This window comes from Pseudomonas sp. nanlin1, assembly GCF_045571515.1.
Classification (GTDB): Bacteria; Pseudomonadota; Gammaproteobacteria; order Pseudomonadales; family Pseudomonadaceae; genus Aquipseudomonas.
On sequence record NZ_CP124218.1, the window covers coordinates 977,458 to 997,790 of the forward strand.

The following is a 20,333-nucleotide window of genomic DNA, read 5'->3' on the forward strand; positions in this document are numbered from 1 at the left end:
GGTTCAGTGCACCGAAGGTGACAAAGGCGGCAGTAACTGCAAGCGCTTGGCCAAGCGTAATTGCTGGAGGGGGTCATCGCTGAGCATAAGTGCATGCTGCAGGTCGAAGCGTTCTGCCTGGGGGCAACCCAGGCGCTGATACAGCCCGGCACGGGCCAGGTAATCGCTGGCCACTGGCTGGCCCAGTTCGAGTACCCGTTCGGCATCCTTCAAGGCGCCCATCTCATCGCCCTGGCTGGTATGCAACTCACGTAAATTACGCGAAAGCCGCTGCAGCATCTGCCGCGGTGAGGCCTCATTCAGGTGTTGTGCCGCCAGTGGCAGTTTGGGACCAAATTGCCGCGTCAGCAGTTCGCGGCAGTCGGCGGGGTACAGGCGGCGCCCGCCACAGGGGTCGAGTTGGTGATCGGCCCCGGGTACGCGCAGCAAAAAGTGCCCCGGAAAATTGACCCCGACCAGTGGAATATCCAGACGCCGAGCCAGCTCCAGGGCCAGCAAGGCCAGGCTCAGCGGCTGCCCGCGCTTGCGCTCCAAGACCTTGTCGAGCAAGGCCACTTGAGGCCGTAGGGGAATGAATTCTTCCTGCTGGAAGCCCAAGGTGTTCAAACGGCGCAGCAGCGGTTGGGCGAGTTCAGCGGCAGGCAGCAGGGGCATCCCCAGGCTGACCTCCATTTGCAGTTCGCGCAGTTGGCTCAGGGAGATCGCCGGTTGCACGGAGGGGTCGTGTTCGGCCGCGATCCATAATGCTGCCTCGAAGGTCGCCGCAGGGCGCTGTTCGAGGCAGGCAAGGCAGGCTTGGCGTGGGTCCATGGCAATCTCCGCGTGAGCCCCATGTTTTAGCCCTGTCAGTGGTATTCGTCCAGTCCCTGTTTGTGTATCAGCAAATGTCAGCATGTTCGGGATGAGCTGCTACGCTCAGAGAACTCATAATCGCGGAGCGTTGCGATGTTTGCGCTCATGCAAAGCACTGGTACCGAAGCCCTGCACTTAGTGGTCGACCGCGACAGTGGGTTGCGCGCGGTGATCGCCATCCACAATCGCCAGGCCGGCCCGGCCCTGGGCGGCTGTCGCTTCCTGTCTTACCCCGATGACGCCAGCGCCATGGCCGATGCCATCCGCCTCGCCCGCGGCATGAGCTATAAGGCGGCCCTGGCTGGCCTGCCGTTTGGTGGCGGCAAGGCCGTGGTGATCAGGCCCGCTCATGTGGCCAACCGCGCGCCTTTGTTCGAGGCCCTAGGGCGCTTTATTCAAAGCCTGGACGGTCGCTATATCACGGCGATCGAGAGTGGCACCTGTACGGCCGACATGGACTGCATCGCCCGGCATACCGAGCATGTCACAAGCACCACCGCGGTGGGTGACCCGGCCCCGCATACCGCGCTCGGGGTGTTCTCCGGCATCCGCAGTACGGCCATGGCGCGCTTGGGCAGTGATAACCTGGAAGGGTTGCGCATTGCCATCCAGGGGCTCGGCCATGTTGGCTATGCATTAGCCGAACATTTGAGGGCGGCGGGGGCTGAGCTGCTGGTCAGCGATTTGAACCCGATAAACGTGCAGCGCGCCATGGAGCAGTTGCAGGCCCGGCCCGTGGCTTGCGAGGCGTTGGCCGCAACGCCGTGCGATATTTTCGTTCCCTGCGGCCTGGGGGCGGTGCTCAATAGCCAAAGTGTCGCCCAGTTGCGCTGCGCGGCCGTGGCGGGAGCCGCCAATAACCAACTCAGCAGCTTGGACGTGGCCGACCAGTTGGAAGCCCGAGGTATCTTGTACGCCCCCGATTATGTGATCAACTCGGGTGGTTTGATCCACGCAGCCCTTAGCTACCAAGGCCAATCGGCTGAGGCGATCCACGCCCACCTGGGGCGTATTGGCCGGCGCCTGACCGAAGTCTACGCCCATGCCCAGGCAGAAAAGCGTTCCCCTGCCAAGGTCGCCGAGCTGTTAGCCGAGCGGATACTCAAGCCTTAGCTTTCTTCGGCGGGCGCTTGAGTCAGTTCGGCCAGGGCGCTGGCATTGCTCTTGAACGCTGCCGCGAATACGGCGCGGTTTTTCGCCATGTAGATGCTGGCATCTTCGGCGTGCTTCTCGCTCAAGCCTTTGACGTTTTTCAGCAAGACCTCGGTCAGGGACTCGGCGAGTTCGAGCATCTGGTCATGGGCGTCAGCAAGTTTACGGTCCACGAAGGTCGTCTCCATGTCGCGGGTACTGCGATATAGGGTTTCAACAGCCATGTTCGGCCTCGTCGTCAGGTGCAGTAGTGGATGGCTATAAGCAATCACTGGATATTCATACAGCTAGATAATAGGGCAAAATCTCCTCCTTGCAAACCCTTTCCTGAGGTCGCGTCCCTTAACCTCGCTCACAAGAGCGGCGCTACCCGCTAGGCTGCGACGTCATGCCACCCTGGCAAATCAGGCGCTGGCCTTTTTTCTGCATGCAACACAGCCATAATGTCGCTTTGGCATGATCTGCCGCGTGCCCATCCATCGTGTCGAGGAGTAGACAAATGCAAACCAAATGGCCAGACAAATTGCGCAGGACGCTGCACGCGCAGGCCGACTCAGTGGGCAACTTGTGTGTGGAGGCTTTCCATTACTTGGCGCTGTTCGGGATCGGCGCGATCACCGCGTGGGCTGCGGTGGTGGCGTTTCTAGGGATGGTCGAGAAGGGCAGTGTGAGTGTCGACGATATTCTGCTGCTGTTTATCTACCTGGAGCTGGGGGCGATGGTGGGGATTTATTTCAAAACCAACCACATGCCGATCCGCTTCCTGCTCTACGTCGCAATCACCGCGCTCACGCGCCTATTGATCGGTGATGTGTCGCACCACAACGCCCCTGACCTGGGCATTATCTACCTGTGCGGCGGGATATTGCTGCTGGCGCTGGCCATTCTAGTGGTGCGTTATGCATCTTCCCGGTTTCCGTCGGTGAAGATTTCTGACTTCACCATCGATTCCAAAGAAAGCAGCGAACGCTAGGGCCAGTGGGCCTCGATTAGAGGCCTGCGCTTGGGCTTGGCCAGGTGCTGGTGGGCTGCGTCAGCAGCACCTTGGGGTTGTCGCTGTCGGTCATGGCCGCGAGCAGTTTTATGGCGCTGTCGCCACGTTCGATGGCAATGCCGAACTTGATGCTCTCGATCAGGCGTTTGAGGCGCTTGGGGTCGTTGCGCTGGGCGGCGCTGAGCATGCGCTTGGCGACCACGCCCGTGTGGTTGGACAAGGTCAGCATGATGCTGCCGTCCAGGCGCTGAATGCTCAGGTTCACGCGGTAGTCCGGTTGAAACGCTTCGCTGATGGTTTGAAAGGGGTTATCCATGGCGCGTACCTGGCTGTTAAGACGTGCATACAATTGACTGGGCGTGACTGCAATTAGTTCGCCGCTCCAGACCACTGGCGGTCTTTGGCTTCTTCCTGAACATGTTGGGTTGCCACCCGATTGTCCGTAGCAAGGGCCATGCCGAAAACCAAATTTTTTGGCGCCAATGAAAAAGGCGAGCCGCTTGGCTCGCCTTTATAGGGGTCATGGTGTAACACCGGTGTTACTTGGTGGCGGACAACGCCTGCTCGTTTTCCAGGAATTCTTCTTCCAGCAGCGCATCGGCGCTGCCTCCTGCTTCATTCTGGTTCGTTCCCGCGCGTTTACTGCGCAGCTTGCCGAACATGTGTTCCAGCGCATTGTTCAATTTGGTCGCGGCGCCTTCGACGGCCTGATCCAGGGTGTCAGCTTTGTGCGTGACAGAAATCGGTTGATGGCCTTTTGGCCGTGCTTCCATTTGGCAGCGCATATCGTGAGGGCCTGGCTTGTCGCCATTTTCGTCGCGTAAATGAACTTCGACCCGGGTGATGTCTTCCTCGAAGTGATCGAGCGAGGATTCAACGGTGGTACGGACCCAATCCTCCAGACGTATGCTGCTTTCAATGTGGTTATCGGTGTTGACTTGAATTTGCATAGTCCATCCCTTATTCGGCTAGCTCGCAAAAGAGTCGTTGGCTAGGAAACCACGCCCTCTTGACTACAAGGTCAGGCACTTGGCCGGACAATTCAAGCCCTGATTGAATAAAAATATCCCGACACATTGCTGAGGGGAAATTCATGCCATCAGGGGAACAATATCGCCGCCAAACGTACGGCGGCGAAGGGGGTTGATGGCTATCAGAATGCCACGCTGGTCTGCACGTAGACGGTGCGGGGCTGCCCGGCATATTTGCCGCGATTGTTGTCGTCAAACGAGCGGGTGAAGTACTCATGATTGAAGATATTTTTCACCCCCACTGCCACGTTCAGGTTTGACAACTGGGGGCCGAAGTCATAGGCCGCGCGGCTGCTGAACAGCATGTAGCCGGGTATCCGCCCAGTGCTGCCATTGGCGCTCTCGGCGCGGGTGTTGGCGTTGTCGGCGAACTGGTCGCTTTGGTACGAGCTGTCCAGGTTGAGCTTCCATGCGCCTTGGGTATAGCCCACACCTAACGTGCCTTTGTGTTTCGACGAAAACGGCACCCGGTTGCCCTTGTTCGGGCCATCTTCACGAATGGTGGCGTCGACGAATGCATAGGTGGCGTACACGTCAAAGCCCGCCAGGGCCGGGTCCAGCCCCTCAAGGGCGTACTTGACGCTGGTTTCCAGGCCCTGGTGGCGGGTTTCGCCACGGGCAATGACGGTGTCGTTGGTTTGATTGCTGTCGTACTGGTTATCGAAGTTGATCAGGAAGGCGCCGATCTCTGCCTGGAGGTCGCCGTTATCGTAGCGAGTGCCGACTTCCCAGGTTCGCGCCTTCTCTGGTTTCACTTCGTCGCCACTCACGCGGTTGGGCATCTGGCTGTACTGCACGCTGCCAAAGGAGCCCTCGGTGTTGGCATACAGGTTCCAGTTGTCGGTCAGGTGGTACAACACGTTCAATGCTGGCAACGCGGTGGTGTAGTCGCCCTGATACTTGTCTTGGGTCAGGTTGTTGTTCTGTTGCGTGTCGATCATCTCGTAACGTATGCCGGGGGTGATCGTCCAGCGGCCGATGTCGATGCGGTCATCGATGAAAAACGCGTGGGCCTCGGTGGCGCCACGGGTGTCTCGGTCATTTCGGCTGTCGCTGGTGGGGAACTGATTATTGGCGATCGGTTCGCGGTAGCGCAGCTCGTGCCCGGCTTCGTTGACGTAGCGGTAACCTACGCCCACTTCGTGGCGACTGTCACCCAACGCAAAACCTTGGGAGAAACGCGTTTCAACCCCGCGCACCCAATATTCCCGTGGGGACAGGGAAAGAAAAGTGCCCTGGTCGAGAAAGCCACTGCGTAGGGTCTTGGTGAAAAAGCTGTTCACCGTGAACTCGCGGGCGTCCTCTTGATAACGGTAGCCGACGTTGAACAGGGTGCGCCGGCCCCAAAAGCTGTCCTTTTGCCGCGTCGATTGAAAGCGGTCGGCGTTGTAGTCAGCCACGCTCAGGCCACCCGGCATATCGGCTTCGCCTTCGTAATACTGGGCTTGCGCGGTCAGACTGTTGGCATCGTCGATCTGATATTTGCCCTTGAGGATCAGGTCGTCGATCTGGCTGTCGCTGTGTTCGCGCCAATCGCCACCGCGGCTGCCGGAGTACAGCAGCGCCCCACCCAGGCCATTGGCGGCAGTGCCACCAGCCAGCAGGTTGGCGCTTTTCTTGAAGCCATCCTGGCTCGATGAAGGCGCGACTTCGGTTTGGAAACCGCCTTTGACGGTCGGCTCATCGGGGATAGCGCGGGTTACGAAGTTAACGATACCACCGACGTTCTGCGGGCCGTAGCGTACGGCCCCGCCGCCGCGCACTACGTCCACGGCATCCATATTGCCCATGCTGATGGGCGCAAACGACAGCTGCGGTTGGCCATAGGGAGCGAATGGGACGGGGATGCCGTCCATCAACACGGTCGAGCGCGAAGCCAGGCGCGGATTGAGCCCACGAATGCCGAAGTTCATCGCCATGTCGTGGCTGCCGGTGCCATTGTTCTCCGGCGCATTGACCCCCGGTATGCGGTTGAGCACCTCACGGGCACTGGTGGCACCGGTGCGCTCGAACTCTTCGCGGCGGATCACATCGCGGGCACCGGCGTGGTCGAATACCCGCGTTTGATCGGCAGTGCCGAGCCAGTCGCCGACCACGGTGGACGTGCCCAGCTCGATCGGCCCCTGGGCGGCCACTGGAGCCGGTTGCAGGCTGTAGGCGTTCGCGCCTTCGGCCCGGGCTTGCAGGCCGGTGCCTTCGAGCAACGCGGCCAGGCCCTGCTCGGCGGTGTATTGACCCTGCAGGCCGCGGCTCTGGACGCCGCTGGTGACCTGGGAGCCGAACGAGATCATCACCCCGGCTTCGCGCCCGAACTGGTTCAAAGCGCTCTCCAGCGACGCTGGTGCGATGTGGTAGACGCGCGGGAGGGCGTCGTCGGCCACTGCCAGCGGTATGGCGCTTAGGCTAAGGCTGGCGCCGAGCAAAAGGCAGCGCAGTGAACGGGCGAGTGGGGTGAGTTGGGGTGACATTGGCGGGTTGTCCTGTCGCAGAGTCAAGGTGAGTTAACTCTCTGTCACCCGAGCTATGCAAAACGGCTCACTTTTTTTTGCCGAGTGCGCCAGTCGATGGGATCAGCTCGCGGCCCGGGGTTCGAACTTGACCCAATAGCGGGTCAAGCGGCGAGCCTTGACGGGCAACGCAACTTCCAGCAGGTCGAGGATCTTATCCGTATCGCCCAACGGGTAGCTGCCTGAAAGCAGCAGCCCGGCCACGGCTGGGTCGCAGTTCAGCTGGCCCCGCCGGTAGCGCGCGACCTCTTGCAGAAATTCGCCCAGGGGCATGTGGGCGGCCACGAGCATACCGTCCACCCAGGCGCTGCGGTTGGGGTCCAGGGCTGTGGGTTGTGCCCAGTGGCCGCGGCTAAACTCCATCTGCTGGCCGGCTTTGAGAAGCAACGGATAGCCGCGCAAATGTTGCGGGCGTATGTCAGCTTCCCCAGCGATCAAGCCCACCTGCGTCAGGGCTGCCATTTGCCGGACATTCAGCCGAGCCTGGCCCTGGGCCTCAATGGCGCCTTGCGCGGTGACCAGTTGCAGCGGTCGCGGGTCAGGGGCGAGGGTGAGTTGCAGTTCGCCTTCGAGCAGGCGAATCCGCCGGCGTTGGGCATCGAATTGGACGTCTACCGCCGTGCCCGTATTAAGGCGTAGCTGGCTGCCGTCGTTGAGCTGGTGGACCTGGCGTTCGCCCACGGAGCTGCGGTAGTCGGCCAACAAGGGGGTGAACACCGCCTGGCGTTGCCAGCCCAGGCCAAGCACCGAGCCCGCGCCGAGCACCAACAAGGTTTTTAAGACGCGACGACGGCCTGGCCCTCGTGGCGCTTCCAGGGTGCCATGGGCCAGGGCCGGGGACAGCCCGCGCAAGCGCTGATTAACCCGCTGAATGTGCTCCCAGGCGCGCTGATGCTCAGGGTGTGCGTTGAGCCAGTGCTGCCAGTCTTGATGCTGACGCGCACTCAGTGCGCCACCTTGCATCTCGACCAGCCAATGCACGGCCTGCTCAGCCACTTGGTTGGAAAAACCTGGCCCATTGAGGGGCTGCGCCGAGCTGTTCACAGGGCGAAGTAACAGCGTAAGGCTGCTTTGTTCAGGTGGCGCTTGACCGTCGCCACAGAGATCCCCAATTCCTGGGCGATCTGGCCGTAGCTGAGGCCATCCACCTGGGCTAGCAAAAACGCGCGCTTGACCTTGACCGGCAAGCCGTCGAGCAAGCGGTCGAGCTCCATCAGCGTTTGCAAAATGATCGCCCGGTGCTCTTCCGACGGGACCAGCGGTTCCGGCAGTTGCGCCAAGGCCTCCAAGTAAGCCCGTTCCAGGTCTTGGCGGCGATAATGGTTGAACAGGACGCGTTTGGCGACGGTGGTCAGGAACGCCCGTGGCTCGTGCACCTGGGCGGGCGTTTCGCGGGCGCTGAGCAGGCGCATGAAGGTATCTTGGGCCAGGTCAGCCGCGCTATGGGGGCAGCCGAGTTTGCTGCGCAGCCAGGCGGTCAGCCAATTGCGATGGTCTAGGTAGAGGCCCTCGACAAGGCGCGAGGCTTCAAGGCTGGCATGTGGCACCGCGAACGCTCCGGCGCCATGGAATGCGCAACAGAATAAGAATTGTTCGCATTATAGGGGCGGCGTGGGTTGTCGGCAATCTTCTTGTATCCGTTTGTATGCATTAAAAAGATCGGGGCCAAGGCCTAAAGAGATCGGGGCCAAGGCCCCTCCTACGGGGCAGGGGTCTTGGCCGAGCTTTTTAGGCCTTATAAACCTGCGGGTTGACCAGGTCTTGTGGGCGCTCGCCGCGCAGGGCGCTGGTGAGGTTCTGGATGGCACGGTTGGCCATGGCTTCGCGGGTTTGCGTGGTGGCTGAACCGATGTGCGGCAGGGTCACGGCGTTGGGGAGTTGGAACAGCGGCGAATCGGCCAGGGGTTCCTTTTCGTAAACGTCTAACCCGGCGCCGCGAATGGTGCCGGCGCGCAGTGCCTCGATCAGTGCGGCCTCATCCACTACCGGGCCTCGGGAGATATTGATCAGGAACGCGCTGGGTTTCATCTGGCGTAGCTGTTCGGCGCCGATCAGGTGCTTGGTTTTTTCGCTCAATGGCACCACCAGGCAGACGAAATCGGCTTCAGCGAGCAGTTCCGGCAGGCTGCGAAAGCGTGCGTCCAATTCGGCTTCCAGGTCAGCCTTGCGGCTGTTGCCGCTGTACAGAATCGGCATATTGAAGCCCAAGTGGCCGCGGCGGGCGATGGCCGCGCCGATATTGCCCATGCCCACGATGCCCAAGGTTTTGCCATGCACGTCGCTGCCGAACAGGGCAGGGGGGATGCTGGCTTTCCATTGGCCTGCTTTGGTCCAGGCATCCAGCTCGGCAATGCGGCGGGCGCTGCTCATGATCAATGAAAAACCCAGGTCGGCGGTGCTTTCCGTGAGCACGTCGGGGGTATTGGTGAGCATGATGCCGCGCTCATTGAAGTAGTCCACAGCGTAGTTGTCGTAACCCACCGAAACGCTGGAAACCACCTGCAACTGCGTGGCCGCGGCCAGTTGTTCCCGGCCCAGGGGGCGGCCGGCGCCGATCAGGCCATGGGCACGTGGTAGCGCTTCATCGAACTGTTGGGCGACATCACCGTGTTTGGGGTCTGGCACGATGACTTCGAATTCCCCCTGCAATTGCTCGACCATGGCAGGGGTGATGCGGCTAAAAGCGAGTACAGTTTTTTTCATTGGAAGGTGCTCGACGGTTCGCAGGGAATGTAAGCACGCTATCATTCTCAGCCGCGAGGCACAAACCAGGCGATGAACAACCCTGGGGCTACTGGGTTTTGCCCAGGTCCACCTCATGGGCGGCCAGCAGGTCCGGTAGTGAGCCGCGCAGGTATTCCACCCATGTTTTGATCTTTGCATCCAGGTATTGCCGAGAAGGGTAGATCGCATACAGGTTCAGCTCCTGTAGACGGTACTCCGGCAACACCCGCACCAATGTGCCGTTGCGCAGGCCATCGATGGCGGCGTAGATCGGTAGCACGCCAATGCCCATGCCGCTGCGGATGGCGGTCTTCATGGCATCGGCGGAATTGACCTGAAAGGGCGCCTCCTGGATGTTGACGGTCTCCGGCCCATTGGGCCCATCGAACGTCCATTTCTCCAATTGCACCACTGGGCTGACCAACCGCAGGCAGGCATGCTGCAGCAGTTCAGCGGGGCGGCGCGCCAGGCCGTTGGCGTTGACGTATTCGGGCGAGGCGCAAACGATGCTGTAGGTGATCCCCAGGCGCTGGGACACGAAACCGGAGTCGGGCAATTCAGTGGCCAGCACGATCGACACGTCATAGCCTTCGTCGAGCATGTCTGGCACGCGGTTGGCCAGGGTCAGGTCGAAGGTCACGTCGGGGTGGCTCTTGCGGTAGCGGGCGATGGCATCGATCACGAAATGCTGGCCGATGCCGGTCATGGTGTGCACTTTCAACTGCCCTGAGGGCCGCGCGTGGGCATCGCTGGCCTCGGCCTCGGCCTCTTCGACATAGGCCAGGATCTGCGCGCAGCGCAGCAAATAGCGCTTACCCGCTTCTGTCAGGGCAATGCGCCGGGTGGTGCGGTTGAGCAAACGGGTTTGCAAATGGGCTTCAAGGTTGGACACCGCCCGCGATACGTTAGCTGTGGTGGTGTCGAGCTGCGCAGCGGCGGCGGTAAAGCTACCCGCTTCGGCCACGCAACTGAAAGCGCGCATGTTTTGCAGAGTGTCCATGGGCATTCTCGAGATAGATGCAAAATTGTCGCATGAAGCGACAATGCCGTCTGCGCTGGACGGGGGATTCTCTCAGGTTTTGTAATGAAGATTCATGATGCGCGCCAACCTCCCTCACCCCGAAAAACTCCCCTGCACCCGTTCCGCGCGAAAATCCAGGGTTTGCGGCCGGTAACCTGGGCGCAGGCTGGGCAGGGGCACGCACTCCTGCCAGCTGGCGCCGGGTTGCAGCACACCGGGGCCGCGGTAGCGTGGGGCAGAGTAGAGGTCTTGGGAGAGGTTGGCGGTAGCGCCTGGGGCGTAGGCAGCGACCTGCCATTGCAGTTCGGTAAGGGGCACAGGGTTGCCGTTTTTCAAGGTGACGCTCAGCGGGCGGTCGGCCGGGCAGGTTTGCGGCTGGTAGGTCAGGCGCAGTTCCAGGCGGGCCAGTTGCTGATTTTCGCGGGTATCCATCCAGGCCACCCACAGGCCCACGAGGCCTAGGCCAAGCAGCGCGGCCAGGGAAATGGGCAGGGCTTTGGCGGGGTAGCGGATGAGCAGGACCAGCCAGGTCAGGACAAGCAGTACGCCGACGAACATCGCACCAGACTCTTGGAGAAAGTGAGCCTCCATCCTAACCAATGGTGCGGTTTGGCACCCAGGCTTTTCGTTTCACCTTATCGGTTGCCAAAAAAAAGGCCCCTGGCCAACCCACCGCGGATAGGGGACGCGGTGGGCAAGCCTTGAGGCCTTGCAAAACCTTGCGGTTATTGCGTTACCGACTTACTGAGCGATGGTCTTCACCGACACGCCACGTTCGACCGGGGTCGAGCGGCCGTAGATGTCTTCGAAGCGCTCGATATCGTCTTCACCGAGGTAGCTGCCAGACTGAACTTCGATGATTTCCAACGGGATCTTGCCTGGGTTGCGCAAGCGGTGGACCGAGGCGATCGGGATGTAGGTCGACTGGTTCTCGGTGAGCAGGAACACGTTCTCGTCACAGGTCACCTCGGCGGTGCCCGATACCACGATCCAGTGCTCGGCACGGTGGTGGTGCATCTGCAGCGACAGGCAGGCGCCCGGTTTGACCGAGATGTGTTTGACCTGGAAGCGGCCACCCATGTCGACGGAGTCATAAGAACCCCAAGGACGGTAAACTTCACAGTGAGTCTGGGTTTCGCTACGGCCTTGTTCGTTCAAGGTGGCGACCATCTGCTTGACGCCCTGCACCTTGTCTTTGTGGGCAATCATCATGGCGTCTTTGGTTTCGACCACAACGATGTTGTCCAGACCGATCACCGAGACCAGCTTGCCGTTGCCATGGATCATGCAGTTGCGGCTGTCTTGAATCACCACGTCGCCTTTGGCCACGTTGCCGTTGGCATCTTTGGCGTGCACGTCCCACAGCGAAGCCCAGCAACCGACGTCGCTCCAGCCAGCGCTCAACGGCACGACGCAGGCGCGTTGGGTTTTTTCCATCACGGCGTAGTCGATGGAGTTGTCTGGGCAGCAGGCGAAAGTGGCTTCGTCGATTTCAATGGCATCGCCATCGTGCTTGCTGCGCTCGAGGGTCAGCATGCAGTTGTCGTAGATGTCCGGATCGTGCTTTTTCAGCTCTTCCAGGAAGCGGCTGGCGCGGAACAGGAACATGCCGCTGTTCCAGAAGTAACCGCCGGCATCGACGAATTCGGCAGCGCGTTTTTCGTCAGGTTTTTCGACGAAATGCGAAACGCGGCTCACGCCTTCAGGCAGCAAGGCATCGTTGGTCGACTTGATGTAGCCGTAGCCGGTTTCTGGACGGGTCGCCGGAATACCGAACAGCACCATCTCGCCACGCTCGGCGGCCACGGTGGCCAGGGCCAGGGCGCGCTGCAGGGCTTTCTGGTCTTCGATCACGTGGTCGGCGGGCAGCACCAGCATCAGGTCGTCGCGGCCTTCATTGACCAGCTTCATAGCGGCCAGGGCGACGGCTGGGGCGGTGTTGCGGCCGAAGGGTTCCATCAGGATGCCCTGGCATTCCAGTTTCAGGTTGGCCAGTTGCTCGTTGACGATAAAACGGTGGTCTTTGTTGCAGACCACGATCGGTTGGTCCATGCCTTCGAACACCAAGCGCTTGAGCGTTTGCTGGAAGAGGGTGTGTTCGCCGGTCAGGGCGAGGAATTGCTTAGGGAATTGCTTGCGCGAAAGCGGCCACAGACGTGAGCCACTACCACCTGACAAGATCACCGGAATCATGTTGTTTCTCCAAGATTTCTAAAATGGGTTGACTGCTGTTATTGCCGTTTCTGTCTTGTTCTTATTCCATGTCGGCCGCCCGAAGGCGGCCGAGCCCAGTTCTTAGCGCGTCGACACAGGGCGCTTGACCCACACTGGCGAGAGGCTGCTGCCTTCACCGGTGACGTACAGCACAGCGGCTTCACCGCGCTCAAGCGCAACGGGTTTCAGGTCGCTGACTTTCTTGTCGCCCTGGTACAACGCCAGGCTCACTTTCACGGGGTTGATTTCGCGCTCGCCACGGCCCTTGGCCGCAACCTCTTTGACCACGTCGGTTTTACCGTCGGCAGTTTTCAGGGTCAGCGCTTTGTCGCTCAGGTTCTGTACGCGGACCAGCGACTTTTGCTTGTTCTTGAACGGCGGCTCTTCCACCAGTTGTGGCTGGCCAGCGGTGTTGTTGACCAGGGTGTAGTAGTGGTCCGAAGCCAGCTTCACCGGTACGGTCTTGCTGCCCAGCTTGGCGCTGTAGTCGCCCTGGGGCATGAAGCTGAAGTCGCTGCTGCCCATCGGAGCGATTTCGGCCATGTTGGTGTTACCCACGCTGGCGCTGATTTCCTGGTTGGAGGCGTTGTACACGCGCACGAAGGTCGAGCCTTTCGGGGCGGTTGGGCCGTACAGGGCAGCGTCGCCGGCGAAGGCCGGGACCGACAGCAGGCTCATGCCAGCGGCCAGGGCGCAGGCTTTGGCGAGACGGGTGGCAGCAGTACGGCGAAGGTTCATCATCGAAGTCATTATTTAGTTTCCTCTCTGTTTCCGTCCGAAGACGTATCAGTGGTTTTGGCCAACGGCCAGGTTCTGTTGATTGCTGGAATTCTTCAGTTGCGAAATCCAGGTTGGGTCGAATTCGCTCAGATCGTTTTTCATCGGCAGGTAGCGTTCCGGGAACTCCCAGATCAGCACCTGCGGCGCGCTATTCTTGAACGCGTCGGTTTGCAGATACTTGAGCATTGGCACGATCGGACCGTGTCCATCTTCTGCGTAGTTAACGACATCGCTATGCAGCGCTTGTTGCAAGGCACCGACAAAATTCCAGTGCGGGTTGGCGCTATAACTGGTGCCGACCAAGGCCACCGGGATCTCGCTGTCGGCGAACAACGCATCGCCACCTTCACCGTCAGCCTGGGCTGCGGTGGTGGTGCGCTGTTGCAGTTGATCCGGCTGTGGCAGCAGGTTAGTGAACAGCGGGTCCAGCGGCAGGAAGGTGGTCAGGTCGCCTTTGTAGGGCTCCGCCGGTTTGGCTTCAGTCACGTACTTCTGTGGCTCACCGCTGAGCGGGGTTTTTTCGGCAATGGTCTTGCCCAGGTTCTGCGCGACCACTTCGGCGCCCATGGGCGTCCAGTGGGTGTCGGTGCGCAGGAACATCTGGGCAGCGTTCTTGCCCTGCTGCATGGGCGCTAGCAGGTCTGGCGCGATAATCCCGGCCTGTTGCACCTGGGCATGGAACTGCTGGTAGAGGTCAGCGTGCAGGCTGGCAGGCGCTTCTTCACCGATATGCTCAGGGTAGAGTCGGGCCTTGGCCGGCAGGATCGCCAGCACCAGTTGCACGCCTTGTTTCTTCAGCTGTTCCTGGACGCCTTTGATGATCGCCAGGTTTTCCGCTTCGTACTGCTCGCTCTTGGCGATGGGGTTGAATTCCTCATCGCTGAACAGCCACTGGTCGCGGCCGAGCACGACGCCCGGGCGGCCTTCGTTGAACAGCTTGTAGTCCAGGGCGGCCCAGAGGTTAGTACCCAGGCGTTTGATCGGAAACTCATCGTCGTAATGGGTTTCTACCGCCTTGGCCAGCTTGCCGTTGAGCACGGTCATCTGCTCGGTACGGCTGAAGCTGCCGAAGCTGCCCAGCGACCACAGGCCCAGGCACAACAGCAGGGCCAGGAAGATCGCGATGTAGAAGATGCGTAATGTTCGGGTCATGGTCGGCTCGCTCAGAACTGGAAGTAAAGGAATGGCGAGAAGCTTTGTGCCGAGAGCTTCAGAATCGAAGCCACGAACAGCAGCAGAACCAGGGCACGCATCACATAACGCGACCAATCGACCGTCCAGTACGAGGCTTGCACCTGGTGACCCTGGGCGTGGGCCGCCAACACATTAGGCTGGTCACCGGGCGTTGCGCGGTACAGGCCAGGTTGTGCGGTCGCAGGGCCATCGGCTTCTGCCACTTCGGTTTTGGCCTTGGGCTTGGGTGGGTTGGTGTACAAGTCACGCAGGCCAAAGAAGGCCAGGGTGGCATAGGCAACGACCAGGGTCGCCACTTGCAGGCCAGTGAGGTTGGCGCGGTTGAGTTCCGACAGGCCCCATTCACCGAAGCTGAACATGGCGCCGTACATACGACCGGCAACGTGCAGGTTTTCTGCGCGGAAAATCACCCAGCCCATCACCACCAGAAGGAACGTCAGCGCCCAGCGAATCGGGTTCAGCGCCCGTGGCGTGGTGTTGATGCCCAGGGCTTTTTCGATGGCCAGCCAGGCACCATGCCAGGCACCCCAGATGATGTAGGTCCAGTTAGCACCGTGCCACAGGCCGCCGAGCAGCATGGTCAGGAACAGGTTGCGGTAGGTCTTGAGGGTGCCGCCGCGGTTGCCGCCCAGGGTGATGTACAGGTAGTCACGCAACCAGGTCGACAGGCTGATGTGCCAGCGCCGCCAGAACTCGGTGATCGACTGGCTGATGTACGGCTGCTTGAAGTTCTCCATGAAGCGGAAGCCCATCATCAGGCCCAAACCGATGGCCATGTCGCTATAGCCGGAGAAGTCGAAGTACAACTGTGCGGTGTAGGCCAATGCACCCAGCCAGGCGTCCCCGGTGGTGGGGTTCTCCAGGGCGAAGCAGTGGTCGGCGACCACGGCGAGGGTGTCGGCGATAAACACCTTCTTGATGAAGCCTTGCATAAACCGGGTGGCACCCTCGGAGAATTTGTCCAAGGTATGCGTACGGTTGTTGAACTGATCAGCGAGGTCTTTGAAGCGCAGCACGGGGCCGGCAATCAAGTGGGGGAAGATCGCCACGAACGCTGCAAAGTCGATCAGGTTGCGGGTCGCGGGGGTATCACCACGGTACACGTCGATGATGTAGCTGATGGACTCGAACACGTAGAACGAGATACCGATCGGCAGCAGAATATGGGTGAGGATGAACGGTTCGAGACCGTACGACGTCATGATCGCGTTGATGCTGTCGACGCCGAAGTTGGCGTACTTGAAGTAACCCAGGATGCACAGGTCGACCACCACCCCAAGCAACAGCCAACGCTGCGCCGGTTTGGTCCGCACGCCGGCGGCACCCACCTTCAGGCCGATCCAGTAGTTCCACACGGTGACGCCCGCGAACAGCGCGAGGAAGTCCACACGCCACCAGGCGTAGAACACATAACTTGCAATCAGCAACAGCAGGTTGCGATAACGGTTTCCGCTCAGGTAGTACAAGCCGAGAAAGATCGGCAAGAACAAGAACAAAAACACATTGGATGAGAAAACCATCCCGATCTCTCCGTGTTAAAACTTCAGTCCAGGGGCCAAGCCCCCCCCAACCCCCCCATTGAAATGGGGTGGTTTCATCACATCCAACGTTCCAGCTTCAAGCGTTGGCAGGCGCCCGTAGCCACCTGCCAGGCTCGTTCTTAGCTACCGCCTTTGTCATGGGCGGGGTCAAATACTCGGGTCAAGTCGCCACCGAGGCGGAACGTCTTGAACGGCTGGCCTTCACGCTTGCGCTCGACCACGTCGGGCGGGCAGGTGTAGAGCTGGCAGTAGGGTTCCAGCCACGCCCATTTGCTCTCCACTTCCAGGTCATCCATGTTCTGCTTCTCGCCGTTACGGTCCTTGACGATCTCAGGGTCCTTGGCGCCCTTGAGCACCATCTGGCCAAGGCGTTGCAAGGCGCCGTTGTTTTCCGGGCGCACATCCACGCCGTTGACCTGGGCGAAGCTGGCAATCATCGTCAGCGGCGGCAGGGCATAGTTGTGGTAAGCCAGCGCGCGTTGCTTACGCTTCATTTCGTTGGGCAGGAAACCCTGCGCATCGATCTGGTTGGCCGCTACGCGGTATTCCTTGATCGCCCAATCGAACAGGTCGCGACGGTCGGTGACCACGGCCGTGGCCATGACCGACCAAGCTGCCCAGTACGAGTGGTTGTTGATTTTTTCCAGCGGCAGGTTGCTCCAGTCGCTGACGGTCTGGTCGGCGAGTTTGCTGAACCATCCCTCGATGCGCTGGGCTTGCTCAGGATGTTGGGCCAATGCCTGGCCCGCGCCGAACTTCAAGCGCAGGTAGGCGGAAGACATACTGCCCAACGCCCATTTACGCATCGACTTACCGGTGTGGTTGAAGTCGGTAGACTCCAGCGCCCCGGCCTGAGCCCACGTGTCCATCCAGTTCAGCGCACAATCGATCTGCTCTGGGCGACCGTCACGCATGTACTGCATGACCATCTTGCTGATGCCACGCTCCATCGTGGTGATGTCTTTAGTGGCATCGCGGAACGCTTGTTCGGATTTAACGTTCAGCGTGGCCCGGGCTTTATCAGAACCCTCATATTTACTGCGAAATTGCAGACTGTCGGTGTACGGCTTCGGTACGGCCTCGCAGGTGAAATTGTTTTCACCGGTTTTGACCTTTTCCACGCCGGCGGTATAGCCCGGTGGGGGTACCAGGCCCGCTGCCTGCGCGGCCGGGCCGAACATGGCCAGGGCGAGCAGGGTAGGGGCTAGCATTTGTCGAACGGTTTTGCCTGAAGTCTGCATGATTAGCCTCATAGCCCGGCTTGCGCGGTGTGCTGCGTGACGCCGGGGAAAACGTTGCGTTTGCATACTTTCGCTTCGACTTTCTGTGGCGCGGTGCCCGCTTCAGGACCTTGAATCTCCATGGCCAGCAGGGTTTGCCCTGCCCAGTCCTGGTCATCGCGCAACTCAAAGGCGAAACGCCCGTCAGTATCTGATGTTTCCGGTTTCTCGATTTTCAGGTCCTCGTGGCGCCCGTTGAGGTACCAGAGGGTGGCTTGCAGGGTCTTGACCGATTTATCTTCGAATTGCACATCGATCTGATGGTTGCCGTTACGCAGGTCTTTCAGACCATTGCGACCATTGACCAGCACTTCGTTCTTGCCCGGTTTGAGCGATGTCTGGGCGCTCAGCTCGGCGGTCTTGCCCTCACAGCCGTTGTCCAGCAGCGCCATCATCTGGCGGAAAATGGTTTCCTGGTCCAAGCGGTACAGCGGGGAGAACTCCCAAACCAGGATCTTCGGCGGGCTCTTTTGGAATTCCTCACTGCCCAGATACTGGATCATGGCGCCTTCCAAACCACCGCCGGGGAACGCTACGTTGAGAATGTCCGCCCCCATGTACTGTTGCAGGAAGCCGGCGAAGTTGTAGTTCTTACCACTGTGACTGGTACCGACCAGGGTGATTTCCGGGTTACCGGATTCACCGAACAGGTCGCCGTCACCGGCCACGCCCTTAGGCTCGGTGGTGAACTGGTCCATGTACTGGATCGCATAGCTGGTCCCGCACAACTGACCGGCCATATTGTGTAATGTTCCGGTCTTACCCATCCGTCCGGATACTTTGGTCTCGTATTCTTGTTTCGGGATGTTTGCAAATTCAGGCAGGGTCTTGATCTTCGCCGCTACGATGCGCGCTGCACGCTCGGCGCCGTAAGGCGTCCAGTGCTGGTCACCGCGGAAGTAGAAATCATGGCCTTTCTGATCGGCCGGCAGTTTCTCGTCGGTCAATGGCGAGAGGTCGGCGACCGAATAACCCATTTTCTCGAAACGGCCGAGCATCGCTTTGTAATTACGCAGGGCTTTGTCGTAATCGTACGAGGCCTTTTCTTCCGGGCTGAGCATCTCGCGGTTTACCAGGCCACGGGTCGGCTGGTACACCACAACCAGTTCAACGCCCTTGCTCTTGAACGCATCGTGCAGTTGCTTCATGCGCCGATAGCCTTCGGGGGTAGTGTCGAACTCGGTACGCAAGTCTTCCTGGGTACGGAACAGCCAATCGCCCTGGGCCTGTACCAGGGTCGTGAAGTTCTGCTGGTAGCGGCTGACGTAGTTTTTTGCATCGGCAGCGGCGGGGCACAGGTTGCAGCACGGCTGCGCAGTGAACGTCGGCGCTTGTACGTCAGCGGCGCGGGCAGTGCCGCTGGCGGCGAGGATCGCTGCGGCCAAACCGGACAGGCTGAGTAGTTTGATCAATTTCGGGTGCATGAATATGGTCCTCAGTCCTTCATTTCGACTTGGCTTTCGACAGGGTCGATCAACACGGCTTTCTGCTGGCGCACCAGCAAGTCGAGGATTTCTTCCTGACGGTCGCCGAGCACACCGTTGAAGGTAATGCCGCTGCTCTTGGTCGGTGCCAGCATCGATACGCGATACAACTCAACGCTCAAGGGTGAGTCGATGGACAGCGGGCCCGTGCCGTTGCCGGCCAGTTCACCGCCGACCACGATCATCGACACTTCGGCGTCGAAGGGGTCCAGCTCGATGTTGCGGTCGGTATCGCTCAGGTCTTTGATGTGCCCGTACAAACCGGTCAGGCCGTTGGCCATCGAGACGTTCTCGTACAGCCGAATGTTCACGCTGTTGCGAATACGAATGCCGTGGCGCTGGTTGCTGATCACCTTGTTGCCCCAGATCAGGTTATCGCCGCTTTCGTACAGGGTGATGCCGTCGGTGTGGTTGCGATAAATCTCGTTGTAGGCGATCAGGTTGTTAACGCTGTTACGGTCGATGACCACGCCGGACAACTTGTTGTCATGGCTGCGGTTATTGATGATCCAGCTGTCGTTCACCTCACGGGAAACAATGATCCCGTGTTTTTTCTTGGTCCCGTACACGTCGTTGTCGGCGATGATCAGCCGGTGCGAGCGGTCGTGGGGGTCGATGCCGTAAATGATGTTGTCGCGGTAGGTATTGCTCTTAACCACGAAGTCGCTGGTTTCATAGCAATAGAAGCCGTACCACATGTCCGAGAACTCCGAACCGATGATCCAGCCAGTGGGCTCGGAGCGGCCCATCTGCTTGGTCATGTTCGGCGTGTACTGGGAAATACTCACGCCGTATGACTTACTCTGGTTGTAGCCAAAGCTCGCCATCTTGGTGTTGACGATGTAAGTCTCGGTGCCACCCCAGGACAGCAGGAACGGGCGGAATTCGTTGGGCGTCTTGAACGTCGACGGGCCGTTGCTCGCCTCACGCCAGCCGGTCACTTTGGTATCGGTGACGAACAGCTTGTTATCGTTGACGATAAACGAACCGCTTTCCTGGGACAGGCGCAGCTCTTTGGTTTGTTTATCGATCTCCAGGATACCTTTGCGCCCCACCACGATGGGCAGTTTGGCCAGATAGACGCCTGGCTCCACTTCCCGCAGGTACTTGGGCTGAGCCTTGGCGACTTCCTTGAGGTTGACATGGCCGTCGTCGACGAAGATGGCTTGCGGGATACCGCGCTGGCGCACGACCCATTCGGCCATGCGGTTGTTACCGCCGATAAATTCCTTCAGCACGTCTTCCTGCAGCATGCGCCGTACCGAGACCTTGCCGTGTTGACGGCGGTCGATCTTGGTTTGCACGGCCGCAGCGGTATAGCCGCTGAGGTCGGGCAGTTTCGGCGCTTCCAGGTTCAGCGGCTCGATGGGGGCGCTGGTGACCGTGTAGGTCTGGGCCTTCTGCAGGCCCTTGGCAACGGTCGGCGCTTTTTCGCTAGCCGCCGGTGCCGGAGCAGTATTGGCCAGGGCCATGCCGCTGGCCAACAGCAAAGCGCTGGCCAGGGCGGCGAGGCCCGGAAACTTATGCCCATTGCTCAGTAGATTACTCATCTCATCGCA

Annotated in this window: 18 protein-coding genes and 2 pseudogenes; 3 read left to right on the forward strand and 17 right to left on the reverse strand. The window is 60.1% G+C overall.

All coding sequences use genetic code 11. The annotated features are described in order from the left end of the window. Nucleotides 1–3: 3 nt before the first annotated feature. Nucleotides 4–810, reverse strand: coding sequence for a transglutaminase family protein (locus QCL65_RS04595; protein WP_407315115.1), 807 nt, complete (start codon nt 808–810; stop codon nt 4–6). 135 nt (nt 811–945) lie between these two features. Between QCL65_RS04595 and QCL65_RS04600 the strand changes: the two genes are divergently transcribed. Next, nucleotides 946–1,965, forward strand: coding sequence for a Leu/Phe/Val dehydrogenase (locus QCL65_RS04600; protein WP_407315116.1), 1,020 nt, complete (start codon nt 946–948; stop codon nt 1,963–1,965). On the opposite strand, the gene QCL65_RS04605 is transcribed toward QCL65_RS04600, so the two are convergent. Further along, entirely contained in the window at nt 1,962–2,228 is a 267-nt protein-coding gene (locus QCL65_RS04605) for a YebG family protein (protein WP_407315117.1), read from the reverse strand. The two genes, QCL65_RS04600 and QCL65_RS04605, sit on opposite strands and share 4 nt — an antisense overlap. A 275-nt stretch (nt 2,229–2,503) precedes the next feature. On the opposite strand from QCL65_RS04605, the gene QCL65_RS04610 reads away from it, so the two are divergent. After that, nucleotides 2,504–2,977: a phosphate-starvation-inducible protein PsiE gene (locus QCL65_RS04610; RefSeq protein ID WP_407315118.1), complete on the forward strand. Its 474-nt coding sequence runs from the start codon at nt 2,504–2,506 to the stop codon at nt 2,975–2,977. 16 nt (nt 2,978–2,993) lie between these two features. Here the strand turns inward: QCL65_RS04610 and QCL65_RS04615 are convergent, their stop codons facing one another. The 11 genes from QCL65_RS04615 to QCL65_RS04665 all read right to left on the reverse strand — a co-directional run bounded on the left by QCL65_RS04615 (nt 2,994) and on the right by QCL65_RS04665 (nt 14,427). After that, entirely contained in the window at nt 2,994–3,314 is a 321-nt protein-coding gene (locus QCL65_RS04615; protein ID WP_407315119.1) for a DUF3509 domain-containing protein, read from the reverse strand. 223 nt (nt 3,315–3,537) lie between these two features. Next, on the reverse strand, nt 3,538–3,948 hold the full coding sequence (locus QCL65_RS04620; RefSeq protein ID WP_407315120.1) for an HPF/RaiA family ribosome-associated protein: 411 nt from the start codon (nt 3,946–3,948) through the stop codon (nt 3,538–3,540). A gap of 203 nt (nt 3,949–4,151) precedes the next feature. Next, nucleotides 4,152–6,497, reverse strand: a complete 2,346-nt coding sequence (gene fecA, locus QCL65_RS04625; protein ID WP_407315121.1) for a TonB-dependent Fe(3+) dicitrate receptor FecA — start codon at nt 6,495–6,497, stop codon at nt 4,152–4,154. Nucleotides 6,498–6,599: 102 nt separating this feature from the next. Continuing rightward, nucleotides 6,600–7,580, reverse strand: coding sequence for a DUF4880 domain-containing protein (locus tag QCL65_RS04630; RefSeq protein WP_407315122.1), 981 nt, complete (start codon nt 7,578–7,580; stop codon nt 6,600–6,602). Continuing rightward, nucleotides 7,577–8,083: a sigma-70 family RNA polymerase sigma factor gene (locus QCL65_RS04635; RefSeq protein WP_407315123.1), complete on the reverse strand. Its 507-nt coding sequence runs from the start codon at nt 8,081–8,083 to the stop codon at nt 7,577–7,579. Before QCL65_RS04635 ends, QCL65_RS04630 begins: the two co-directional genes overlap by 4 nt. Nucleotides 8,084–8,264: 181 nt before the next feature. Continuing rightward, nucleotides 8,265–9,239, reverse strand: coding sequence for a 2-hydroxyacid dehydrogenase (locus tag QCL65_RS04640; protein WP_407315124.1), 975 nt, complete (start codon nt 9,237–9,239; stop codon nt 8,265–8,267). Nucleotides 9,240–9,327: 88 nt separating this feature from the next. After that, complete coding sequence (locus QCL65_RS04645) at nt 9,328–10,260, reverse strand: LysR family transcriptional regulator (protein WP_407315125.1); 933 nt, start codon at nt 10,258–10,260, stop codon at nt 9,328–9,330. A gap of 114 nt (nt 10,261–10,374) precedes the next feature. Then, on the reverse strand, nt 10,375–10,839 hold the full coding sequence (locus tag QCL65_RS04650) for a multidrug transporter (protein ID WP_407315126.1): 465 nt from the start codon (nt 10,837–10,839) through the stop codon (nt 10,375–10,377). Nucleotides 10,840–11,022: 183 nt separating this feature from the next. Continuing rightward, nucleotides 11,023–12,474, reverse strand: coding sequence for a mannose-1-phosphate guanylyltransferase/mannose-6-phosphate isomerase (locus QCL65_RS04655; RefSeq protein ID WP_407315127.1), 1,452 nt, complete (start codon nt 12,472–12,474; stop codon nt 11,023–11,025). A 102-nt stretch (nt 12,475–12,576) separates the two neighbouring features. Next, a complete protein-coding gene (locus tag QCL65_RS04660) occupies nt 12,577–13,245 on the reverse strand; it encodes an alginate O-acetyltransferase AlgF (protein WP_407315128.1) in 669 nt (222 codons plus the stop codon). 36 nt (nt 13,246–13,281) lie between these two features. Further along, nucleotides 13,282–14,427 carry an alginate O-acetyltransferase gene (locus tag QCL65_RS04665; RefSeq protein WP_407315129.1) on the reverse strand — a complete coding sequence of 382 codons (1,146 nt, stop codon included), beginning with the start codon at nt 14,425–14,427 and terminating at the stop codon, nt 13,282–13,284. Nucleotides 14,428–14,673: 246 nt separating this feature from the next. On the opposite strand from QCL65_RS04665, the pseudogene QCL65_RS04670 reads away from it, so the two are divergent. Beyond that, nucleotides 14,674–14,745 (forward strand): annotated as a pseudogene (locus QCL65_RS04670) (hypothetical protein); the annotation flags it as partial. Between the two features lie 179 nt (nt 14,746–14,924). Here QCL65_RS04670 and QCL65_RS04675 read toward each other — a convergent pair. From QCL65_RS04675 to algG, 4 genes and pseudogenes are all read right to left on the reverse strand, one after another. Then, nucleotides 14,925–15,989: pseudogene (locus QCL65_RS04675) on the reverse strand (MBOAT family O-acyltransferase); the annotation flags it as partial. Nucleotides 15,990–16,129: 140 nt separating this feature from the next. Then, the gene (locus QCL65_RS04680; protein WP_407315130.1) at nt 16,130–17,251 is read right to left on the reverse strand and encodes a mannuronate-specific alginate lyase; all 1,122 of its coding nucleotides are present in this window, start codon (nt 17,249–17,251) and stop codon (nt 16,130–16,132) included. An 8-nt stretch (nt 17,252–17,259) separates the two neighbouring features. Next, nucleotides 17,260–18,714, reverse strand: coding sequence for an alginate O-acetyltransferase (locus QCL65_RS04685; protein ID WP_407315131.1), 1,455 nt, complete (start codon nt 18,712–18,714; stop codon nt 17,260–17,262). Nucleotides 18,715–18,725: 11 nt separating this feature from the next. Next, a complete protein-coding gene (gene algG / locus QCL65_RS04690; RefSeq protein ID WP_407315132.1) occupies nt 18,726–20,324 on the reverse strand; it encodes a mannuronan 5-epimerase AlgG in 1,599 nt (532 codons plus the stop codon). Nucleotides 20,325–20,333: the final 9 nt, after the last annotated feature.

Bases quoted from the DNA above. Each gene is read 5' to 3' on its own strand.
- QCL65_RS04665 (WP_407315129.1), bottom strand. From the start codon at position 14,427: ATGACCCGAACATTACGCATCTTCTACATCGCGATCTTCCTGGCCCTG.
- QCL65_RS04600 (WP_407315116.1), top strand. From the start codon at position 946: ATGTTTGCGCTCATGCAAAGCACTGGTACCGAAGCCCTGCACTTAGTG.
- QCL65_RS04685 (WP_407315131.1), bottom strand. From the start codon at position 18,714: ATGCACCCGAAATTGATCAAACTACTCAGCCTGTCCGGTTTGGCCGCA.
- QCL65_RS04645 (WP_407315125.1), bottom strand. From the start codon at position 10,260: ATGGACACTCTGCAAAACATGCGCGCTTTCAGTTGCGTGGCCGAAGCG.
- QCL65_RS04680 (WP_407315130.1), bottom strand. From the start codon at position 17,251: ATGCAGACTTCAGGCAAAACCGTTCGACAAATGCTAGCCCCTACCCTG.
- fecA (WP_407315121.1), bottom strand. From the start codon at position 6,497: ATGTCACCCCAACTCACCCCACTCGCCCGTTCACTGCGCTGCCTTTTG.
- QCL65_RS04595 (WP_407315115.1), bottom strand. From the start codon at position 810: ATGGACCCACGCCAAGCCTGCCTTGCCTGCCTCGAACAGCGCCCTGCG.
- QCL65_RS04650 (WP_407315126.1), bottom strand. From the start codon at position 10,839: ATGTTCGTCGGCGTACTGCTTGTCCTGACCTGGCTGGTCCTGCTCATC.
- algG (WP_407315132.1), bottom strand. From the start codon at position 20,324: ATGAGTAATCTACTGAGCAATGGGCATAAGTTTCCGGGCCTCGCCGCC.
- QCL65_RS04640 (WP_407315124.1), bottom strand. From the start codon at position 9,239: ATGAAAAAAACTGTACTCGCTTTTAGCCGCATCACCCCTGCCATGGTC.
- QCL65_RS04620 (WP_407315120.1), bottom strand. From the start codon at position 3,948: ATGCAAATTCAAGTCAACACCGATAACCACATTGAAAGCAGCATACGT.
- QCL65_RS04655 (WP_407315127.1), bottom strand. From the start codon at position 12,474: ATGATTCCGGTGATCTTGTCAGGTGGTAGTGGCTCACGTCTGTGGCCG.
- QCL65_RS04610 (WP_407315118.1), top strand. From the start codon at position 2,504: ATGCAAACCAAATGGCCAGACAAATTGCGCAGGACGCTGCACGCGCAG.
- QCL65_RS04605 (WP_407315117.1), bottom strand. From the start codon at position 2,228: ATGGCTGTTGAAACCCTATATCGCAGTACCCGCGACATGGAGACGACC.
- QCL65_RS04660 (WP_407315128.1), bottom strand. From the start codon at position 13,245: ATGACTTCGATGATGAACCTTCGCCGTACTGCTGCCACCCGTCTCGCC.
- QCL65_RS04615 (WP_407315119.1), bottom strand. From the start codon at position 3,314: ATGGATAACCCCTTTCAAACCATCAGCGAAGCGTTTCAACCGGACTAC.